The following is a 21,245-nucleotide window of genomic DNA, read 5'->3' as shown; positions in this document are numbered from 1 at the left end:
CAGTGTGCGATCAGCTTCCCATTTTTCACCTATCTGATCTGATGCGTGTAAAGATCTAAGGTAATTCGTTGCATCTCCGTTCTCTTTCACCTTTATAGTGAATGGAGTCAAATAGAGCAAACTAAGCAATACACCAAAATCTTCTTTAGCTTCGCGATAACTATTTGCCGTTGTGGTTTCGATGTTTATATTACGCTTAAGTGCATCATTATTGAGCAAATCCTGAACTATTTTTAATTTCTCATAGAATATTGTCCGGCTAGAGTATCCTTCAGATTCCTGTTCCTGATCAAAAATAGCCCAAGTTCCTCCATTCAAATTTCCTTTCAGTCGATCACTATCTTTCCAACCTAATCCTAAGGTGTCCGCCAGCGCGTTAACCAAATTCTCAAGCACATCACCTTCAGCAAGTCCTTGTGTGCCTATCGCCGTTTGCGAATCTCGGTACGAGGCAGCTTGAAATATCGCGCTAAACTTTTCCTCGTCAAATTTGTCATCTAATTTTGCAAAAGTAGCCTGGACGTTGAGAGAATCAACAATCAGAACGAGGCTATGTGTGTCACCAAAGTCATTCTTGTCAAAGTCATTTACAATCAACTTAAGATCAACATTCCATGTTGATTCATTCAACGCGTTGGCAACATAAGATCCGCGAAATAGCGGTTGATTTTCAATCGTAATTGGCGTTTCCAATCCAAAATGGTATTGAGAATTTGCCACTGCAGAAGGCTTATTCGCTCCAAACAAATCATAGAATCCAGGAATTCTTCCACCAGGCGCGATGTGACGCCCTCTAAACGCTGCCCAACTACCAGTAACTGGGTCTGAGTAGACACTCGAAGTATTTTCACCTGCCAAAAGTACCGCCATTTGGTAATCCAGCTTCGTTGCCTCAATATTAGTGGCATCAATTTGCAAAGGTGGAGACCCTGAATTAGATATGCCTTTAATGTAGTCAATCTCATCAAAAATAGACTTAACACGCTTTAAGGCAGTTATAAGCATGGAGCTTTCTTTGACACTAATATTCAGCCCCAGTGCCTCTACCTTCTCGATATCACTTAATGTAGGCGCAATGCCACCATTAAATTTTTTCCTTAATTCTTGGAACACAACATTTGACGGCCCATCACCAAAAATAATTTGCTGCCCATCAGCATTCACTCTTTGGCGATCAAAATTATTTATGACGTCAGCTAGAGATCCATTTTTCACTATGCCAGCCCCAGCGGCATTGAAGGTATAAGTTTCATGAATCGCTGCAGGATACAATTGATTAAATGCAGCAGCAAGATGCCCACCTAGGCTATATCCTGTAACGTCCAAAGGTTGACCTGAGGGTATTTTCCCATCCTTATAAAGACCATCGACCCAGTTTTTCATGTCACTGATCTGGCCAAAAGCCCAGCCAAACTTTTTAACTTCTAAAGTATTAGTTTCTTTGTTGTCACGAACAGCATCGTCAGCAAACTCTGTAGAGCGAAAACTTATAACCAATTCCCCTGCTACGAGTCCACGCTCAGGGTCATCTTTTTTGCACTTAAACAAAGTGCCGCTAAATCCTGTTTTTGTATTTGAAAGATGCTCAACAACATCCCAATTGCTGGCGAATTCTGTTGCTTGAGTTTCTGAAAATCGACTGGAGCGAGTATTCCCTTTTGTAAGCACGCCGATATCAATGCTACCTTCAAAAGTAGATCCAGCTAACGCGTGTTGATTTCCATATAGGGCTTCAGCAGCTAATTGAAGATTGGCATATTTTAAATATTTGATAATCGGATTCGTATATGTGACTGCTACAGATGAGTTTGTCATAACTATTAAGTTTCTTCTAAGTTTTGAGTTTTGCTAAAAAATGTATTAAATTTAATTCTTACCAATATCCTTCGTGCAATTACACGAACCAAATTGATATGCTCAATATTTTTGTTTATTTAAGTAAATATTTTCATGAGCGATGACAATCACCGCTCCCTTCCCGCCTCACTAACCGCCTTCCGCACCGGCGACAACAGGTACTCCAGCACACTACGCTTGCCCTGATTAATCTCCGCCACCACCTGCATGCCTGGCGTCGTGCTGAGTTTGCTCCCTTGCCCATCAATCAGTGTTTGCTGGTTCAGTTGTAATCTGGCTTTGTAGGTTGCGATGCTGGTGTTGTTACTTCCATTGCTGCCGTTGCTGTCTGTGCTTTGATTGCTGTTTTGCTTGCTGACTTCAGTCGCGTCTGCACTGACATGTATCACCTTACCGTGGAGCATGCCGTAACGCTGGAAGGGGTAGGCAGCGAGTTTGATCTGGGCTTCTTGCCCGACTTGTACGAAGCCGACATCTTCATTCTTGATTTGCACGTCGGCATACAGTTGCTCATCTTTGGGGACGAGGGTCAGTACTACGCTGCCGGGTTGCACGACTGCGCCGGGCGTTGTCGTGGCAAGGTCTTTGATGATGCCGTCTTGCGGGGCTTTGAGTTCCATCAGGCCTTCTTTGTAATTGCTTTTGTCCAGCGTTGGCTGGAGTTGGGCGATGCGTGCACGGATGTCTGCCAGTTCTTTTTGCAGTTCAGACTGGTAGTTGCTCTGGATCTGGCTGAGCTTTTTTTGCTGGGCGTCAATGGTGGCATTGAGTGCGGCAACGCTGGCGTGTTGGGCGTCGAGGTCCTTGGATTTTTCCAGTGCTTCGCGTTGTTTGTCGGCGCTGGCGAGGTTGCCGACATAGCCTTCTTTTTCGAGCTTGCTGTAAGCGTCTGCGGTCTTTTTATAAGTGGGCAGGGTTTGTTCTAGCTTGCTTAGAATTTCTGTGGCGCTTTTGCGTTCATGTTCTGCGCGGCTCAACAATGATCTCTCCTGATCAAGGCTGTCGAGATAGGCTTTGCGGTGGGCTTGGTACTGGCTTTGCACTTGCGCGAAACGGGTGGCGTCATCCCCTGCCTTGATGAGCATGGGCTGGTTGCTGAGTTCTGCCTCTATGCGGCGCACTTGCAGTTGCTGGCTATTGAGGTCGCTGCTGATGCTGGTTTTGTCGGCACTGGCGAGTGTGGTATCGAGCCTGGCCAGAACTTGTCCGGCTTTGACGCTATCACCTTCTTGTACCAGTATCTCTTTGAGCACGCCTGCCTCTGCCGGTTGCACGATCTTGACCAGGGTCTGAGGCGTGAGTTTGCCTTCAGCCGTGGCGATGATGTCGAGCTGGCCTATGGCTGCCCAGACCAGCAAAATAAAGACGAGTGCGCAGACTGCCCACAGGACGATGCGGCCTATGTGGCTGGGCTGCTGGGTTTGTATGAGATGCAAAGGGTCATGCCAGCGGCTGGGTGGGCGCAGGGGGATGACTTTGGCGGTACTGGGTGCGGTCTTTTCTGGTGCTGCGGACTGTGCTGCTTGTGCTGCTTGCGCTGTTGTTGGTGCCGCTGACGCCGCATCTGGCGTTGTCATGCCCTGGTCGGGCTGGGGTATTGGTACTTGATGCATGGGTGCTTACCTGTCTTATTTTTACTTGCTCAATTTTGGGTTTTTTTGTCGGGCTTGTCTTATTTCTTTGCCCTGTTTGCCTTGCCCTATGCGGCGGTACTCGCCTGCACAGCTACCGGTGCCGGGTGCATTTGCTGGGCACCAGCATGGGTCAGGCGATAGACGGCATCGACCTTGAGACCCTTGGGCAAGCCATGGGTAATGAAGAGCATGGTGACTTTGCCTTTGAGGGCATTGATCGTTTGTGCGAAGTGTTCTGCCGTGGTGGTGTCAAGGGCACTGGTTGCTTCGTCAAAGATGAGGATGCTGGGGCGTTTGAGCAGAGCACGGGCGATGGCAATGCGCTGCTTTTGACCGCCTGAAAGACCGGCACCGCGTTCACCGATTTCTGTCTGGTAGCCTTTGGGCAGGCCTTCGATGACACTATGAATTTCTGCCATTTTGCAGGCGGCGACGATTTGTTCAAACCCAGCATTGGGGCTGGCCATTTGCAGGTTGTCGTAGATGGTGCCTGAGAACAGGGTAGTCTCTTGCGGCACGACGCCAAAGTGGCTGCGCAATTCATTGGCAGACAGGTAGCGTATATCAACATTGTCGATGAGGATGCGGCCCTGGCTAGGTTGGTAGAAGCCTTGCATGAGTTTGGCAAGCGTGCTTTTACCGCAACCAGATGGGCCCATGATGGCGATGGTCTGGCCTTGAGGTATGTGCAGGTCGAGGTTTTGGTAAACGGTGGGCAGATGCTCGCCATATTTGAAGGCGAGATTATGGATTTGTATGCTGCCTGCCTTGTTGCTATCGCGCGCAGGAATAACCGAATAAGGTTCTACCGGTGCGTTCATGAGGTCGCCAAGACGGTCTATGGAGAGGCTGGCTTGCTGGAATTGTTGCCACAGGCCGACCAGACGCAACATGGGTTGTGACAGACGACCAGAAAACATCTGGAAGGCCACCAGCATACCGATGGTAAAGGCAGTGTCATGCATGACTGTGTAGGCACCAATTGCCAGTATCAACAAGCTCATGATTTGTTCAAGCAGGTTGGCGAAGGTGTTGTAGGTGTTGGCGAGTTGTTTGGTGGCGAAACCTGCCTGCAGGTAGCTGGCGAGGAAGCCGCTGTATTTGCTGTTGAGTTGTGGTTCTAGCTGCAGCGATTTAACGGTTTCAAGGCCAACAATGTACTCGGTCAAAAATGCCTGATTGCGTGCGCCGAGCTGGAATTGCTCTTGCAGTCTTTGCTGGAACAAAGGGGCAACAACAGTACTGAGTATGACGATGGTGGTCAGTATGGCTAAAGCGATCAGGGTCAGGGTAACGCTGTAGTAGAACATGATGCCGACAAAGATCAGCAGGAAGGGCAAATCAAGCACGAGGGTAACGCCAGCACTGGCGATGAATTCGCGTATGGTTTCTACGCCATGTAGGCGGGCGGCAATGACGCCTGTGGGCCGGTGCTGGAAGTACATAGGTGGCAGTTTGAACAGGCGCTCAAACACGGCTGAGCCGAGTACGGCATCAACGCGGTTACCGGTGTGCAAAATCAGGTATTGGCGCAGCCACGACAAACCTGCCGAGAACAGCATGAACACGGCCATGCCGATAGCAATGACGATCAATGTGCTTTGGGTGTGATGCACAACAACCTTGTCGATGATGGCCTGGGTGAACAAGGGAGTGGCCAGGGCAATCAGCTGTATCACCAGAGAAGCCAGCAAAATTTCTTGCCAGAGCTTTTTATGCTTGAGCAATTCAGGGATAAACCAGCGAAAGCCGAATTTGCGTTGCTGGCTGGTGGCCTGGTCACTGTCCGGGTCTGCCGCCGGATCAGCTTGCGGGGTAATGCGGGTAATCTGGCCCTGGTATCTCTGCTGAAATTCAGTCAGAAGTATGCTGCGAGGGCTGGTGTCTGAAGGTTCTACGATGAGGACTTGGCTGGTATCGGCTTGCAGGATCAGGGCGGGGACTAACGTAGGGACAGGTGCGGAGGCAGGCTCTGACTTGTCCGGTCGTTCGCCCGCGGTGGGACTTCGCTCTTCGGTTTGAAAAGCGACATCGCTGATATCGCTTGCTGTTTCTAGTGCAGGGCTGAGCCAGGCGATGAGAGGGAATGATTCGTGCTGCAATTTGCCGCCCTTGCACTTGCGGGTGTCGGCATTGAAACCATAAGCCTTGACGGCTATCAGCAAACCATCACTGGTGTAAGGGGCAGCAAACTGCTGCGCTGCCAGTTCAGGGGAGTATGGCTTGCGATGGAGCGCGCAAAGCCCCTGTAATGCCCAGAACCAGGCATTACGGTCTAGAGAATGAGAGATCATGAAGGATGGATAAAATGAGAAAAATGGTTAATGCCGTAGGATGGATCCTACAATATGTATCGTATTGTATCTTTATATTCACAAAAAATGCAATATTTTGTGAATTTCTTGCGCAAAGATCAATTTCCGTGTAGAAATTTTCATTAAGAAACTTTTCACTCTGCTTGCTCCTGTTTGTATTCTGCGTTCACCACATCACCAGCCCAAAATAGCTTCGCGCTGCCGCTCAAAATAATTTCATAGAAGCTGTAAATTTTTCTTATCCCCTGCGAATAACAGTGCAAGGGTTTAGCGAAGCTATGCATCAAGCTCGCTAGACATGAACTCATTATTTCTGGGAGATATCATGTACGGTTTGATTTTAATGCGCGGTTTTATACTTGTCTTATTTTATGCATGCTGGTCTTGCAGCGCATTTGCGCAGCCTGCCAAAGCCAGCTTGCCAGCAACTGCCAATATGACATTGGAGCGCGTGATGCAAGCGCATCTGGCAGCGCTGGGGGATGTGGGCAAGTTGCAGTCGCGCCGCGTTAAATTGCGCATCATAGGGATGGCGCCGTTTGAAATACCGGTAACAGTAGAAGCAAAGCGCCCCAACCTGTTACGACGGGATGTGCTGGTGCAAGGGCAAACACAGGTATCGGCTTATGATGGTAAAGATGCGTGGAAGATAGACCCCTTTCTGACTAGCGGCAAAAAGGCGGTTGATTTATCAGCCGAAGAATTACCTGCCATGCTCGAAGAAAGTTATTTCGACGGCATACTGATGGCGGCGCAAAAGCTCGGCTTTCCCTTGCAATATGCGGGTATAGAGAAGCTTGATGGGCGGCGCGTGCATGTGCTGAAGGTCAGCATTCCTGCCACGGGTGAATCGACTATCTATCTGGATGCTGACAGTTTTCTGGAAATCAAACGCCTGCAAAAGCGCCCTGTCATGGGTCGCATGACTGAGCTGGAAGTCTATACCAGTGACTATCGCCTGCATGACGGCCTGATGGTAGCTTATCGTTTTGAGATAGGCATCAAAGGCTCTGCGCAGCGCATGAGCATGGTGGTGGATGCGGTGGAAAATAATCCGGCAATTGCTGGCAGCCGGTTTCAACGCGTTGCGAATTTGGCGAACTGAACCATCATGCAAAACGATGTCACTATCGATGCTGATAATGCAGGCCTCCCTGCCATATCGCCAGCGCATGCCAGTACCGTGCAAACCGCAGTAACTAGCGAACGCCTGCATGGCCTGGATGCCTTGCGTGCCGGGGCTTTGCTGCTGGGTGTGCTTTTACATGCGAGCATTTCTTTTTTGCCTGGCGCCAAATTCTTTTGGATGGTCAGCGACAATCAAAAAACCGTATTGCTGGGGCCGGTATTTTTTGTCATCCATATGTTCAGGATGCCTTTGTTCTTCATGCTGGCCGGTTATTTTGCCCACCTGGTTTTGCAAAAGAAAGGCTGGGCTGGTTTTATCAAGGACAGGTTCAAACGCATCACCCTGCCCTTGCTACTTGGCTGGCCTGTGATATTTGCAGCGATCGTTGCCGCCATCGTGCTGGCTGCCTGGGTGCGCAATGGCGGCAGCCTGCCGCAAAAGTCACCGCCCCCACCGGCTTTTACGGCTGACAGTTTTCCGCTTGCGCACTTGTGGTTTTTGTATATGCTGACACTGCTGTATGTGGTCTATCTGAGTCTTTGGGCTGTCTGCAGGCAACTGGGTATCTTGCCGCAAATGAGGCGCTGTGCAGACTGGCTCATGCCCGTAATATCAGGCTGGTTTGGCCCCATATTGCTGGCACTGCCGGTGGCGCTGGCCTTGTTTTATACGCCTTATTGGGTGAGCTGGTTTGGCGTGCCTACGCCAGATCAATCACTCTACCCTGGGCGGGCAGCCTGGCTCAGTTTTGGCATGGCGTTTGGCTTTGGCTGGATGTTGCAGCAATCAACTGCTACATTGCCACAGTGGCAGCAACGCTGGCGCTGGCATCTAAGCCTTGCACTATTGATGACGGCTATCTGCCTGTATCTGGGAGGGCTGGTACCAAAACTGGTGCCGGCAGTGCATGATGAAAGCAAATTGATTTTTGCCTGGCTATATGCGGCGGCTGCCTGGCATTTTTGTTTTGGCTTGACTGGTCTGGCGTTAAGCGGCATGGGGCAAGCAAATACCCGCGTACGCTATCTGGCTGATGCGTCTTACTGGATTTATCTGGTGCACCTGCCTTTGGTGATGGCTTTGCAGGCTTTGGTATCGCGCAGTGAATGGCATTGGTCCATCAAACTGGCAGCTGTCTTGCTGGGGACGCTGGCTGTGGCTTTGCTCAGTTATCACTATCTGGTCAGATTTACGTGGATAGGCAAGCTCTTGAATGGCCAGCGGCCTGCGCGGGGCCGAGGTGTATGAACGAGTATATGAACGGGCATATGGACGAAGAACTCTTCTTGCAGCAACTCGCCGCGCATAAACGCCTGCTGTACAAGCTCGCCTATAGCTATTGCCGCCAGGCAGAAGACAGGCGTGACCTGGTGCAGGACATGGTCATGCAGTTATGGCGATCTTTTCGCAGCTTTGATCAGCGGGTACTGTTTTCTACCTGGATGTACCGCATCGCCATGAATGTCGCTATCTCACACTACCGCAGTGAAACGCGACAGGTACGCGATACCCTGCCGCTGGAAGAATTTGGTCTCGACATAGCCGAGGCAGACCAGCTCTACAACGCCCAGAGTGACAATATGCGCACGCTTGATAAACTCATCAGCGAGCTTGATGAACTTAACCGCGCCCTGATCATGTTGTTCATGGATGGCCACAGCAATGACGAAATCGCCAGCATCATGGGGCTGAGTGCCGCCAATGTTGCCACGCGCATGACGCGCATCAAACAGAAATTGCAAACCCGCTTTGCAGAAAGTAGCTGACATGAATCTCGATCTCTTGAAAGCCGAATGGCAAGCCCGCGACCAGCGCCTGGAACAAGCCGTCAGAATGAATACCCAGATGCTGCGCCTATCCTTGCTGGAGCAGCACAGGCGCGATATCGCCAAATGGAGCTGGACCGATAAATATGAAATCATCGCTGGCACACCAGTCTTGATTTACCTGATCTGGTTTCTATCGCACCACATCAGTCACTGGCAATTTGCCTTGCCTGCGTTTGCCCTGCTGGCATGGACCATCGCCATGCCGATATGCAATCACCGCTTGCGGCATGCCTTGCAGGATATGGATTTTGGTCAGCCCGTCACTGTCGTGCAAAAGCAGCTGGCAGAACACAAGGCCAGGCGCCTGAGTCTGCTCAAGTGGGCATTTTTGCTGGGGCAGATAGTCTGGTTCATTCCTTTCATACTGGTGCTGTTCAAGGGTGTGTTTGGCGTGGATCTGTACCTTAAAACCTCTAACTTCATAGGCCCCAGCCTGTTAGGTGGTTTCTTGTTCATCCCGCTGGCGATAGGCATGTCCAAATTGTTGTCGGGCCGCTTGCAACACTCTGCCCGCTTCCAGGCTTTTACCGATATGTTGGCAGGCAATGACATTATCCGGACACGCCAGTTCCTGGCCAGGATTGCGCAGTTTGAAGAAATGCCTGAAGAATTCAGCACACACGCCAGCAATCAAGGCAGCTGATTTTTAAAGTCAGTTTCGATAAATTATGTCACAACAGTGATGAGACGATTGCCGATGCAGGCCAGCCGTTTGAATTGCAATTAATCAGTGACAGTTATATCCGTGTGCCTTTGGGGCAGGCTGGCAAATAAATTAGTCGCATGAATGTGCTGAAATATGCTGAGTAATTAATTTAATGTATTTCACCAGAATTTTTTCTGTACTCTGCTATCAGCCTGAATGTATCAGGCAAGTTATCCATCCCCGCGAGTGCATTAATCGCTTCTTCATAAGCGGGATTAATCTGTAGTGCACTTTTAAAACAGTCGATTGCCTGTTCATACCTGCCTTGTGCGCGGTAAGCCAGACCCAAATTGAAATAGGCTTCATCTTTCAAGTCATGGTCTTCACGCAAGGCTGTCTCGAAGCAGATGATCGCTGCATCAAATTCCTCCATGTACATGAGGTTTGCTCCCTTGAGTATCCAGGGCCAGCCATGATCAATATCGGCATGCTTGCAACCAGCCTCAAACCAGGCACATGCATCTTTGGGGGACTGAAAATCCTGCACCAGTATGGCAATCTGCATTGCGACGAACCCCTTGTAAGTTTCGGGTGCCAGTTCATAGGCGGTGATCAGGGCCTGAAAACTCTCCTTATTCCGGCTCAGATCCTTGAGAGCCACACCATAGAGTGACCAAGCCCTGCCATGCTGCGGTCGTGATTTTACATATACTTCCAAAAGCTCTACCACATGGCTGGGATGAATATCTGTCTTTGACAGATATTCTGCACGTTTATAAATCTCATCGAGGAGCTCACTGGTCATGATAGTCATTGTCCTTTTTGACCTTGGTATGTGTACCGCAAATTAATAATCAATTTAGCGCAATATGCAAAAGCAAATGCACCCGATCTGATCAGGCACTGCCATGCACTTTAGGTATATGAGTACTGGGTAAGAGCAGGCTATGCAAGAACTTGTTCTTTTTGACCAGCATCAATAACAACAGGGGTAGCAATAGTCCAGCCACAAATGCCAGGCTGGCGTTCAGGTAGGCATACGTGCTCACCCGCGACAGCAGGCCAAATATTTTCCATTCTATCCATGAATGAAAAATCATGATGAATAAACTGCTGATACCCAGATATGCCAGTGCCCTGCCCGGCTTGCCAGCATATTGCAGGCAGCTTGAGAACGACAGCACCAGGTAAATGCCCAGCAAGGCCTGGGCAGTTGAAACCCACCAGTTGCCATACAGGCGCATGTTGAGGTCTATGGTTTCATCAAAAAAGAAATGGAGAGCAGCGAACAGGAGCAAGGTAATCGCAAAAACCCAGGGCTGGAAACGAAAGCGCATGACATGCTCATGCATGACATAACCAAGCAAGATGAAAGCAGTACTGATACCCGCCAAATCCAGACTCCACGGCAAGCCGGGGAAATTGTGCTGCCGGTTACCCAGCACAAGATTGAGGCCTTCAAACTTCTGGCTATCCATCCCGGCAAATTGCTGAGTCATGATGATGCCCAGGGCTAACAGGACGATAATACTCAGAGCGGGCAGCAACATGCCGGGCCGCAGACGGTTCATCAGACGCAAAAGTATCCAGGCCAATATAATGGCCAGAAACAAATGCGGCAGATACCACAGCGGCACCCATTCTATGGTACTGCCTGTGCCGTACAACATACCCAGAAAATAGCTGCGGGCATCGATACCCGACCAGAGTATGCGTGCCAGGCCCCAGGTTGACAGCACGACGAAAAAAGGCTTTAACAGCGCATCAATCTTGAAGGCCAGGAAGTCTTTGAAACCAGTATCCTGGTGCAGGACGGCCCCGGACAAGAAGAAAAACAGGGGCATGTGAAAAGAAAAAATAATCCGGAACAGCTCGCCATGATCATGCGCGATGATCCAGTTATGTCCAAAGACAACCAGGATGATGCCTATGCCTTTGGCAATATCGATGCTGGTGTTGCGCTCTGACATGGATCTCCATAGATGGAAACAAGCGGGCTGATGCCTGCAAGCTGCTGCCCGCAAGCTTTTATTTTTGTACCAGATAATTCAAGTCGGCCTGCCAGTCTTGCGGCAACAATGCATGCACGGCGGCTGTCACTGGTACACCACCAACCACCAGGCGGTTACGTGCCATGCATTCCAGTTGCGCACCAATTTTTTTTGCAACGGCAATGCTGGCGACATTGCCTTCGGCAGCGACAATCTCTATGCGGTGAAAACCCAGTTGCTTAAAGCCTGCATCGGCCAGTAATATCGCCGCCTGACTGGCGATGCCCCGTCCTTGCGCAGACTGCCTGATCCAGTAACCGAGATTGCAGTAATTATGCAATTTACTGACCATGTTCAGGCCTGCACCACCGAGCAATTCCTTGCCATCTTCGCTAAAGATGCCAAACTCATAGGCCGTGCCTTCTTCCCGCCCTTTGTCGCATGCAGCAAACCAGTCACGTGCGTGGTCACTATTGAAGTCAGCATGACACCAGCTCATCCAGCGTCCAACGCTCGCTACCGATTCACGTACTACGGCAGCAAACATGTCCGCATCGTCAGCTTCATAAGCACGCAGGCAGATACCGGGGGCAGTGATTTTTTTCATTATAAATCGTTAATATGTACACAGCACGAGTATAGCCTGAGCAATACAGCCGGTAGTCAACTGGATCAATGAAAAAAGCCCTGTTGTTCAACAGGGCCTCAATTTATATCCAGACGGCGAAAGAAAGTAGTAGTAGCAGCAGCATCCACAGCAACAGCGCCCGCCAGACCAGGCCGACTGCACTTTGCAATGCACGTGGCGAAGCTTCTGCACCAGGCTGGCTTTCCAGCTCCAGGCTATCAACATCAACTGCCGTTGCATCAGCCTGCAAGACCATGGCTTTTTCTTCTGGCTCGCCCAAACGCACGCCAAGGGCACCGCCACCGGCAGACAGGATGATGCCGACCAGCTCATCTGACCAGCGGTCAGCATAATTGCGCCAAGAGTAAACCGCATCTTCAAAATTGCCGACCACGGCAAAGGCGACGGCGGTCAGGCGGGCTGGCACCCAGTCTATCCAGTAAAAGACTTTGGCTGCATAGATACCAAATTCTTCGTTTTTCATATGCTCAGGCTCGTTCCAGGCACGCGACAGATATTCAGCCGCACGGTACATGACAGCACAAGCGGGGCCGACAGGCATGAGAAACCAGAAGAACACGCCAAATACATTGCGGTGGGTGGCGATCAATGAACGTTCGACGGCAAGGCGGGAAATTTCTGAGGCCTCCATGCCGGTGGTATCCAGATGCGTCCACTCAGCCAGATAACGTCTGGCGGTATCTTCATCACCTGAACTCAGGGCCAGTTGTATCGAAGTGAAATAATGGCTATAGCGACGGAAACCCAGGGTCAGATAGACGATGAGCACATTCCACAGCAAGGCGGCAATCGGGTTCAGGCGCAGGCACAGCCAGTAGATAAGTGCGGTTGGCAGCGTCAGCGAGCCGATGACTATCCACCAGCCCAGACGGCCATGCTTGACCTTGCCTGCATTGAAGGAGGCTTCGATTTTGTCAGCCAGCGTCTGGATTTGCGTATAGATGGGGTTATCTGCCCGCAAGGGCTTGAGCTGCTCAATCAACAGCGCTAACAGGATGGAAATAAAGGTCATGATAGACTGGGCTTATGTTGCAGCGCAATGCTGCAAACAATCAATTTGCAAATGCGGCAAGTGTAAACCGATTTGCCCAGATTATGAAGCTTTGTTCTTCAAGGCAAGAACTTAAGACTCATGCACGCAGGAAATGAAACAGATTGCGCAGCATGCCCGCCGTTGCGCCCCAGATAAAATGCTGCTCGTATGGCATAGCATAAAAATGCCGTTTGCCTGCATTGTCAGGTAAATCAAAGCTGCGGCGCTGGTGATTTTTGCCATCCATCAAAAAATCCAGCGGCACTTCAAAAACCGAGGCGACTTCTGAGGGATCGCTACGCACCGGAAAACCAGGCATGATCAATGAAACGATGGGACTAACCTGATAGCCAGTACCTGTCTTATAGTCTGGCAGGCGTCCCAGAATTTCAACATATTCGCGTTGCAGGCCTATCTCTTCTTCTGCCTCACGCAGAGCTGTAGTCACCGGATCAATATCCTCCTCCTCAAAACGCCCTCCAGGAAAGCTGATTTGCCCGGGATGATGGTTCAGGTGTGCAGCTCGTTCAGTGAGAAGCACGGTCAAGCCCTCATCATGCATGACGATGGGTATCAAGACCGAGGCCAGCCGGAAAGGCAGGTTTTTGGAGAAAAAACTTTCATCGACAACTTCTGGCGTCCATTCATGCTGTTGCGAAAAACGCTGACGCAACCAGGCTGGTGACAGATGTGCCGCAGGCACAGCCGTTTCTTCACCCAAGGAATGGATAGGGAAAGTCTGAGGGTCAAAAACCTGTTTACTCACAATGACAATTAACTTTATTGTTGGTCTGGCTATTTTTTGCTGGCATTGCAAAAAGCATTTGTCGCCTATTTTCCAATAAAAAAAGGATGCCGGAGCATCCTTTTTCAATACGGCTAGAACAGATATTACTCTGCTTTTGCTGCAACAACTTTACGTGCTGGCAATTTCTCTTTGATACGAGCAGATTTACCAGAGCGTTCACGCAGATAGTACAGTTTTGCACGACGTACATCACCGCGACGTTTCACTTCGATAGAAGCGATCAGTGGGGAGTACAACTGGAATGTACGCTCAACGCCTTCGCCGGAAGAAATCTTACGGACGATGAAGTTGGAATTCAAACCACGGTTACGACGAGAGATAACTACACCTTCGTAAGCCTGTGCACGTTTGCGAGTACCTTCAACAACGTTGACGCTCACAACTACTGTATCACCTGGCGCAAAGTCAGGGATGTTCTTGCCGAGGCGAGCAATTTCTTCTTGCTCTAATTTTTGGATCAGATCCATTTTTTACTCCTATGACCATCTTGCCGACGCTGCAGAATCTGGTTCTGGCTAATGCCCGGTAGAGGATGGGGTTTAACATGTGAATCATTGAAGATTCACGCTTAAATATTTCAGCTCAAGAGCTGAAAATTACTACAAACTGCTTAAAAACTTTTCGTCGGCACGGCTTAACAATCCCGCCGCACGCGCTGCGATGATTAAATCCGGGCGCTTTAACTGACTGGCTTCGAGTGCACGCTGACGCCGCCACTTTTCGATTTCAGCATGATTACCCCCCATTAACACGGCTGGCACAGCTTGATCTTCAAAGATTTCTGGCCTGGTGTAATGCGGGCAATCCAGCAAGCCATTGACAAAACTGTCTTGTATTGCCGAGGTGTCATCATGCAAGACGCCAGGGATTTGCCGTATGACAGCATCCATCAGGGCCATCGCTGGCAATTCACCGCCAGACAAGACAAAATCGCCAAGGCTGATTTCTTCATCGACGTAATTATCCAGCAAGCGCTGATCAACTGCCTCATACCTGCCACATAACAAGACCAGACCCGGCGTTGCCGCCAGTTGCATGACCTTTTCATGTGTCAGCGGCTTACCCTGTGGTGACAGATAGATCACTTTGGGTGCCACTGCAGACAAGACAGCCTGACGTGCCTTGGCAGACTCGATTGCGGTCTGCAAGGGTTTTGCCAGCATCACCATACCCGGGCCACCGCCATAAGGCCGGTCATCCACAGTACGATGTCTGTCAGTCGTAAAATCACGCGGATTCCACAGCTTTAATTCGCATTTTTGTTGCTCGAAAGCCCGCCTCGTTACACCTGATTGTGTAATGGCAGCGAACATTTCGGGGAACAGTGTAATGACATCAAACTGCATGTGCATGCCTTCTGAGTTCATCACCTTAATAATCACTACCCCAGTCGACCTGGATTTTGCCTGCTTTTTGATCGACTTCCTTGACGAAAGCTTCTACAAAAGGGATCAGGCGTTCGTGTTTCGCCAGTTCATTTTCAGGTACATCCGCTGCCGCCACCCGTAAAATCGGATGCGCACCGTTGTCCATCAAATCCCTGACCACACCTAAATTCTCACCCTGAAGATTATCTACCTGCAAACCTATCAGATCGAGCCAATAGAATTCACCGGACGCCAAGACAGGAAAATGCTTGCGAGAAATGTGTACAGTTGCACCTTTCAGTGCTTCTGCGGAATTTCTGTCAGGCACACCCACCAGCCGCGCAACTACGTCTTCGCCCTGGATTTTAACTTCCAGACGATCGACATCACGCAACTCAGGCTTATCCAACCACCAGGTTTTTACTGACATCAATGCGTCAGCATCAGCAGAATAAGGACGTATCCTTACCCAGCCGTGAATACCAAATGCTCCCGAGATATAGCCAACCAGGACCAGATCATCAGGAGCATGGACTGCAGCAGTCATGATACAGCTTGCAGCAATTAAGCTGCTGCTTTACCGGACTGAGCTACCAGGCGAGCAACTGCTGGAGACAATTGAGCGCCAACACCTTGCCAGTAAGCCAGGCGATCAGCTGCAACGCGTACTGTTTCTGCATTGCCAGTAGCTACTGGATTGTAGAAACCGATGCGCTCGATAAAGCGACCATCGCGACGATTACGGGAATCAGTTGCAACGATGTTGTAAAAAGGGCGCTTTTTTGCGCCACCACGAGCTAAACGAATAACGACCATAATATTTCCAAAAAATGTCTGAACGCGGAAAAAGCTGTAGATTATAGCCCGCTTCTTGAGTAAGTCGCAAGGACTATCCCACTTTTCCCTTGCCGAAGGGTGATTTTATTGATCAGCGTGACTATTGAGACACACTATACCGTCATCGCATACAATTACAGCTTCAACTTTGATGGTTTTTGCAATGACACCGACAAATACAAGCAACGATATAAGCAATCATATAACGCCACATAAAAATAAAACCTTGGCAACTTTACTGGCCGCTTTATTTGGCGCCATAGGTTTGCACCGCTTTTACCTGGGTGGCAAAAAAGACAAATGGGGCTGGCTGCATTTCATCACGCTGCCGATCAGCATGGTGATTCACTATTTCTATTTTGGCAAACCCGAGATTGTTCAATACAGCTTTTTGCTAGTGTCTTTTTTGATTGCCATACTGGAAGCGCTGGTGATGGGTCTGACGCCAGATGAAAAATGGGATGCCCGCCATAATAGCAAATCCGGCAAAACCAGCGAATCCAACTGGCCGCTGGCATTGTTGCTGGTATTGACATTGGCCGTAGGCGCGTTTGCACTGATTGCCACCATCGCACGTACCTTTGATTTGTTATATACGGGTGGTGCCTACGGCTGATGAATGTCTAATGCAGCACCCAAAGAAAATGGCTCATCGTAAAGATGAGCCATTTTTATTTGAACGCCTGCAATCTGATTGCAGGCATATTTTTTAACGCACAAACAAGGCAATCAGAATAACAATAGGAAGAGGTATGCCGAGTAACAAAAGCAGGATTGAACGCATGATAGGCTCCAGATAATAATAATTTGTTGTTTGCTCCTGCTCCGCTATGGAGCAGGGATGAGTTTTAAGCAGATGTTTTTGCTGACTTATTTTTGCTGACTTATACAATCACGTGTGCTTCGTCACGTTGACGACCACCCAGTGTTGCTGCCAGGCTGGCGACGAATGCACCCAGCAGCAAAGCCACGAACATCCACAGCGCAGAGTTTGCAGCAGCTTTACGGGCCTGGTCAGCGGCGGTTTTGGCCGTATTTTTTGCGTCGGTAACTGACTGGTTCAGTTGATTAAATACAGTATCAACGCGTTTTGTCGCATCTATCTGTGTCATGTCGGTGCGCTTGGCAACCAGCTTGGCCAGGTAATCACGGTCACCTGGTGACAGCGAACCGTTGGCGATACCCGTCGCCAGGATGCGGCCAACTTCCATGCGAGCTCCGCTGCTATTGCCAGTGCCAGCACTAGCGCCATCGGCAGGTGCCGTCGCCGTTTGCTCAGTACGCAAAAGCATATCCGTAAAATAATCTGCCGGATTGACCTTGGCATTACCCGCTACCGCTGCTGTTGCAGTCACAGCAGTGCCTGCGGCATCTGCTGCGCCACTGAGCATGCTTTGCGCTGCACTGGCGAGCAAGCCCACCGTCAACAACGAGGCAACTGCCCATGCCAGCATGCCGTGCGCTGTGTCACGGAAATACACTTCATTGTCATGCACATTACTCCACTTGGTGCGCAAGCGACCTGCGATATAACCACCAATGCCAGACGCTGCAAGTTGCGTGAAGCCTATCCAGGCGATGGTGGAAATACCCATCACCGTCGCGTTATAAGACCACGGTGATACTGCGGATAGGCCAAGGCCGGCACCCAGCATCAACAAAATCAGCGACAGCGCCGCTGCCGCCACCGCGCCACCAATTACTGCACCCCAGGACACACCAGAAGTGCCGGTACGGGATGCATTTTCTTGAGTGACTACCAACATGTTTGCTTCAGTAGTATTGTTATTCATATAGGTATCCATCTGCTTTCAATTGGTTAGGACTTACGCAATAAAATCTCAGGCTTTTTTCTTAATTAAAAATGACCGGAGAACAGCTTCAGAATAGGTCATGCCAGCTTTTACGTCTGTGTGTTGCTTAACACTGGGAAATGATTTTTTGCAGATAAAGCAGGAGATGTATTTGCGCAACAGCGATCAGAATTGATCAGGATGAATAAGCAAACTGCTTGCTGGCAAAAGCCCAGATCATGGCGGTGGCATCTGGCCCTTTGGGATCACTGTAAGCAAACCCCTTGGCACCGCCACTCCAGGCATGCTCCAGCCCATTTACTTCACACAAACTGACCACGACTTGCCCCTGCGCACGATAGTCAATCATCGTGGATGGATAACGCACACCGCGCTGCACAGTGCGCGGCTTGCCTGCTTTCGCACCAGCCTGCATAGCCCATTGCTGCGCGGCCAGTGTGCCATTGACAGGAAAGACTATGCGGTCCTTGCTACCCTGTATCACCAGCAAGGCAGGCAGCTTGATACCTGCAGGCAAAGGCGCTGGAAGCAAGCGCCGCCCGCGCATTGCCATGATGGCAGTCGCTGAAGAATGGGCAAGCCCTGTGGCGATGCCTGAATGCATGATTAGCGCGCAGAAGCGCCTGGGGTGACTCACCGCCAGCAAGGCTGCCATGCTGGCACCGGCAGACAGCCCTGCTATTGCAATACGTTGCTGATCTACAGGCTGCAACAGGCGTACCTGATCAATCACGGCATCAATGGACGCCGCCTCGCGTTGCGCGCGGCCAGAACGGGTGTCATACCAGTTCCAGCATGCCTGGGCATTCGAGAGTTTTTCTTGTTCTGGATAAAGCACGAGAAACCGCTTACGCGCAGCAAGCTGATTCATTTTGCTGCTGGCCGCCAGTGCCCCGGCATCTTGCAAACAGCCATGCAACATGACCATGAGAGGCAGACGCTCAGTGCGCGTGATACCGGGCGGCCGGTACAGGTAATAGCGCCGCAAGCCAACCATGCCAGGTGTCATACCTGAGGCCAAGCTGGCCCTTTGAACTGCGCCTGAGCTTGACACTGACTTTGTGGTTTTTTTTGTTTTCGCTGATGCGCGTGGCTTGGCACTCTTAACTAAGCTGGCTGGCTTGCGCTTGGTCACCTTTGGTACAACTGCTGCCAGTGTTTTTTTGATCGCACTGGCACCAGTCCGCGTTGCCGCTTTTGTCATCTTGTTCAAGATGCTTTTGAAGGATTTGCTCCATACTGTCTTGCTGGTGCGCTTGGTCATTTATCCCTTATTGACTTAATGGCTTAGTGACTCAGTTGCTCAGCCACCGCGCAAGGCGAGCAAAGCTTCTTTCACTCGCGCCAGGCCAAACCGCCAGATCTGGTCTAGATGAATATGCGGCATGGATGGCAATTCAGAAGGATCGATAAACACATTCAAGACTGCCGGGCCGCTAGCCGCCAGCAACTGGCGCAAGCCATCTTCCAGTTCACTCGATTTCTTCACCGTGAATCCAGATGCGCCACAAGCGACGGCAAAGGCAGCAAAATCCATATTCGGAAATGTACTGCCTTTATCTGCAGGCAAGCCTGCCTCTTCCATTTCAATATGCACCAGGCCCCATTGCTGGTTATTGAATACCACCACCTTCACAGGCAGGCGATGTTCTACGCTGGTCATGAATTCGCCCAGCAACATGGTAAAGCCACCATCCCCCACCGCGACGATGACTTGCCTGTCGCGGTTCAGGGCCTGTACGCCATTGGCCTGGCCAAGGCTGGTACCAACTGCGGCATTATTGAATGAAGCAAGTATCCTTTGCTGGCCGGATTGTTGCAGCCAGTTACCACACCACATTGTCACTTCACCAGTATCAATAATGATGGCGGCATCTGCTTTCGCATGTCTGCTGATGCTACGTGCCAGGGCTTGTGGATTAACAGGTTCATTGCCGTCTTCCAACTCGGCTTTCTTGTCCAGCATCTCATCCCACTTTTTGCGAGCTTCTGTCACAGTTTGCAAAAAAACTTGTTCTTCGCGCTGTGGCAATTGTTCAAGAAGCTGCATGAGAGTGGGCTTGATGGCACCGACTATGCCGAGCTGCACACCAGTGCGACGCCCCAGTACCTCAGCACGCAAATCGATTTGTATCACTTTGCCGTTCTTCGGTAGGTATTCGGTATAGGGATAGTCTGTACCCAGCATCAATACCATGTCTGCATTTTGCAGGGCATCAACACCAGGTGCACCACCGATCAGACCGACCCCGCCTATCCACAGCGGGTGATTGTGTACCACCATGTCCTTGCCTCGAAAGGTGTGCATCACAGGCGCCTGCAAGCGTTCTGCCAGTTGCAGCACTTGCGTGACAGCCGAGCGGCAACCAGTGCCGGCAAAAATCGCGATTTTCTTTGATTGCTTGATCAGGTGCACTGCCACGGCCACGTCTTCAGGATCAGCCGCCATTTCTGGCGAAGCGCGCAAAGTGGCGAGGCTACCCATTTTGGCATCGGTTTTTGCAGAAAATACGTCTGGCGGAATATTCAGATGGGCCACGCCGTGCATGCCATAAGCATGCGCAATCGCCTGGTGGAATATATGCGCGGCCTGCTCGGCATTTGTCAGGGTTTGGGTATACACCGCAACATCGCGGAACAATAAATCAGGTGTATTTTCTTGCAGATAGTCATTACCCCGCTGGGCAGCAGGAACGCCGCCAGAGATCGCCAATACCGGCGCATGGTCTTTGTGCGCCTCATACAAACCGGCAATCAGGTGATTGGCGCCCGGGCCGGTGGTGCCACAACAGACGGCCAGTTTGCCAGTCAATTTGGCCTGGCCTGCAGCAGCGAGGGCGGCGCCTTCTTCATGCCTTACGCCTATCCACTCTATGTCTTTGTGGCGGCGTATGGCATCAGTAAAGGGGTTAAGCGCATCGCCCACGACACCAAATATCTGACGCACACCAATGTCATATAAAGTAGCGACCAAAAACTCAGCGACTGTTTGTTGCATGGGATACTCCTCATCAGGGACAGCCACACGATCTTGGCGGGCAGCATTAATAATAGGCAAAAGATGCCGATTACTAATAATAGAGACGAATACGACAATGCTCTATGCGCTAACGCACACAGGATTCACAGAGGATAAAAGAAAAAATAGACTGGATACCGCCATAAAAAAATGGCTCATTCAGATAAATGAGCCATTTTTTACAACAGGCAAATTAAATTACCTCCGGCAAAGCCGGAGGTTTATTGCTGGGGCGCCTCAAAGGCGCTGGTAACCCTTGAGCCGCCTAAAGGCGGCTACAGTCCCAATTTCATTTGGTCGTAACGCTCATCTTCCTG

The 21,245-nt window shown here is 50.3% G+C and carries 20 protein-coding genes; 6 read left to right on the top strand and 14 right to left on the bottom strand.

Going from position 1 to position 21,245, the window contains the following annotated elements; all coding sequences use genetic code 11:
• Nucleotides 1-1,964 precede the first annotated feature (1,964 nt).
• Both ACO0LI_RS26310 and ACO0LI_RS26305 read right to left on the bottom strand, forming a co-directional pair.
• Nucleotides 1,965-3,470 (bottom strand): HlyD family type I secretion periplasmic adaptor subunit, encoded by a 1,506-nt coding sequence (locus ACO0LI_RS26310; RefSeq protein ID WP_423036384.1) that lies wholly within the window; start codon nucleotides 3,468-3,470, stop codon nucleotides 1,965-1,967.
• A gap of 86 nt (nucleotides 3,471-3,556) precedes the next feature.
• Nucleotides 3,557-5,785, bottom strand: a complete 2,229-nt coding sequence (locus tag ACO0LI_RS26305; RefSeq protein WP_423036382.1) for a peptidase domain-containing ABC transporter — start codon at nucleotides 5,783-5,785, stop codon at nucleotides 3,557-3,559.
• Nucleotides 5,786-6,131: 346 nt separating this feature from the next.
• On the opposite strand from ACO0LI_RS26305, the gene ACO0LI_RS26300 reads away from it, so the two are divergent.
• Genes ACO0LI_RS26300 through ACO0LI_RS26285 form a run of 4 tightly spaced genes read left to right on the top strand, consistent with a single transcriptional unit; the run spans nucleotide 6,132 to nucleotide 9,407 of the window.
• Nucleotides 6,132-6,911: a hypothetical protein gene (locus tag ACO0LI_RS26300; RefSeq protein ID WP_423036380.1), complete on the top strand. Its 780-nt coding sequence runs from the start codon at nucleotides 6,132-6,134 to the stop codon at nucleotides 6,909-6,911.
• Between the two features lie 6 nt (nucleotides 6,912-6,917).
• On the top strand, nucleotides 6,918-8,183 hold the full coding sequence (locus tag ACO0LI_RS26295) for an acyltransferase family protein (protein WP_423036378.1): 1,266 nt from the start codon (nucleotides 6,918-6,920) through the stop codon (nucleotides 8,181-8,183).
• A gap of 20 nt (nucleotides 8,184-8,203) precedes the next feature.
• On the top strand, nucleotides 8,204-8,701 hold the full coding sequence (locus ACO0LI_RS26290) for an RNA polymerase sigma factor (protein WP_423036376.1): 498 nt from the start codon (nucleotides 8,204-8,206) through the stop codon (nucleotides 8,699-8,701).
• Between the two features lies 1 nt (nucleotide 8,702).
• Nucleotides 8,703-9,407, top strand: a complete 705-nt coding sequence (locus ACO0LI_RS26285; RefSeq protein WP_422953004.1) for a hypothetical protein — start codon at nucleotides 8,703-8,705, stop codon at nucleotides 9,405-9,407.
• Nucleotides 9,408-9,579: 172 nt separating this feature from the next.
• Here the strand turns inward: ACO0LI_RS26285 and ACO0LI_RS26280 are convergent, their stop codons facing one another.
• From ACO0LI_RS26280 to rpsP, 9 genes are all read right to left on the bottom strand, one after another.
• On the bottom strand, nucleotides 9,580-10,215 hold the full coding sequence (locus ACO0LI_RS26280; protein ID WP_423036374.1) for a tetratricopeptide repeat protein: 636 nt from the start codon (nucleotides 10,213-10,215) through the stop codon (nucleotides 9,580-9,582).
• A 91-nt stretch (nucleotides 10,216-10,306) separates the two neighbouring features.
• The gene (locus ACO0LI_RS26275; protein ID WP_423036373.1) at nucleotides 10,307-11,380 is read right to left on the bottom strand and encodes an acyltransferase family protein; all 1,074 of its coding nucleotides are present in this window, start codon (nucleotides 11,378-11,380) and stop codon (nucleotides 10,307-10,309) included.
• Nucleotides 11,381-11,438: 58 nt separating this feature from the next.
• Complete coding sequence (locus ACO0LI_RS26270) at nucleotides 11,439-12,008, bottom strand: GNAT family N-acetyltransferase (protein WP_423036371.1); 570 nt, start codon at nucleotides 12,006-12,008, stop codon at nucleotides 11,439-11,441.
• Between the two features lie 103 nt (nucleotides 12,009-12,111).
• Nucleotides 12,112-13,062 (bottom strand): CobD/CbiB family protein, encoded by a 951-nt coding sequence (locus ACO0LI_RS26265; RefSeq protein ID WP_423036369.1) that lies wholly within the window; start codon nucleotides 13,060-13,062, stop codon nucleotides 12,112-12,114.
• A gap of 118 nt (nucleotides 13,063-13,180) precedes the next feature.
• A complete protein-coding gene (locus tag ACO0LI_RS26260) occupies nucleotides 13,181-13,849 on the bottom strand; it encodes a CoA pyrophosphatase (protein WP_423036367.1) in 669 nt (222 codons plus the stop codon).
• A 125-nt stretch (nucleotides 13,850-13,974) separates the two neighbouring features.
• The gene (gene rplS / locus ACO0LI_RS26255) at nucleotides 13,975-14,358 is read right to left on the bottom strand and encodes a 50S ribosomal protein L19 (RefSeq protein WP_186947495.1); all 384 of its coding nucleotides are present in this window, start codon (nucleotides 14,356-14,358) and stop codon (nucleotides 13,975-13,977) included.
• 132 nt (nucleotides 14,359-14,490) lie between these two features.
• Entirely contained in the window at nucleotides 14,491-15,237 is a 747-nt protein-coding gene (gene trmD, locus ACO0LI_RS26250) for a tRNA (guanosine(37)-N1)-methyltransferase TrmD (RefSeq protein ID WP_423036365.1), read from the bottom strand.
• Nucleotides 15,238-15,262: 25 nt separating this feature from the next.
• Nucleotides 15,263-15,805: a ribosome maturation factor RimM gene (rimM, locus tag ACO0LI_RS26245; RefSeq protein ID WP_422953011.1), complete on the bottom strand. Its 543-nt coding sequence runs from the start codon at nucleotides 15,803-15,805 to the stop codon at nucleotides 15,263-15,265.
• Nucleotides 15,806-15,822: 17 nt separating this feature from the next.
• Nucleotides 15,823-16,074, bottom strand: coding sequence for a 30S ribosomal protein S16 (gene rpsP, locus ACO0LI_RS26240; protein WP_110255824.1), 252 nt, complete (start codon nucleotides 16,072-16,074; stop codon nucleotides 15,823-15,825).
• A gap of 184 nt (nucleotides 16,075-16,258) precedes the next feature.
• Between rpsP and ACO0LI_RS26235 the strand changes: the two genes are divergently transcribed.
• Complete coding sequence (locus ACO0LI_RS26235; RefSeq protein WP_423036363.1) at nucleotides 16,259-16,711, top strand: TM2 domain-containing protein; 453 nt, start codon at nucleotides 16,259-16,261, stop codon at nucleotides 16,709-16,711.
• A gap of 268 nt (nucleotides 16,712-16,979) precedes the next feature.
• On the opposite strand, the gene ACO0LI_RS26230 is transcribed toward ACO0LI_RS26235, so the two are convergent.
• Complete coding sequence (locus ACO0LI_RS26230) at nucleotides 16,980-17,888, bottom strand: hypothetical protein (RefSeq protein ID WP_423036361.1); 909 nt, start codon at nucleotides 17,886-17,888, stop codon at nucleotides 16,980-16,982.
• A 196-nt stretch (nucleotides 17,889-18,084) separates the two neighbouring features.
• Nucleotides 18,085-18,918 (bottom strand): alpha/beta hydrolase family esterase, encoded by an 834-nt coding sequence (locus tag ACO0LI_RS26225; protein ID WP_423036359.1) that lies wholly within the window; start codon nucleotides 18,916-18,918, stop codon nucleotides 18,085-18,087.
• A gap of 85 nt (nucleotides 18,919-19,003) precedes the next feature.
• Between ACO0LI_RS26225 and ACO0LI_RS26220 the strand changes: the two genes are divergently transcribed.
• The gene (locus tag ACO0LI_RS26220; protein ID WP_423036357.1) at nucleotides 19,004-19,192 is read left to right on the top strand and encodes a hypothetical protein; all 189 of its coding nucleotides are present in this window, start codon (nucleotides 19,004-19,006) and stop codon (nucleotides 19,190-19,192) included.
• Between the two features lie 20 nt (nucleotides 19,193-19,212).
• On the opposite strand, the gene ACO0LI_RS26215 is transcribed toward ACO0LI_RS26220, so the two are convergent.
• On the bottom strand, nucleotides 19,213-20,907 hold the full coding sequence (locus ACO0LI_RS26215; protein WP_423036355.1) for a thiamine pyrophosphate-binding protein: 1,695 nt from the start codon (nucleotides 20,905-20,907) through the stop codon (nucleotides 19,213-19,215).
• Nucleotides 20,908-21,245 lie beyond the last annotated feature (338 nt).

Source organism: Undibacterium sp. Tian12W, assembly GCF_049339405.1.
GTDB lineage: Bacteria > Pseudomonadota > Gammaproteobacteria > Burkholderiales > Burkholderiaceae_D > Undibacterium.
The sequence above is the reverse complement of the archived record's forward strand: the minus strand, read 5'-3'. Positions and strand labels throughout refer to the sequence as shown.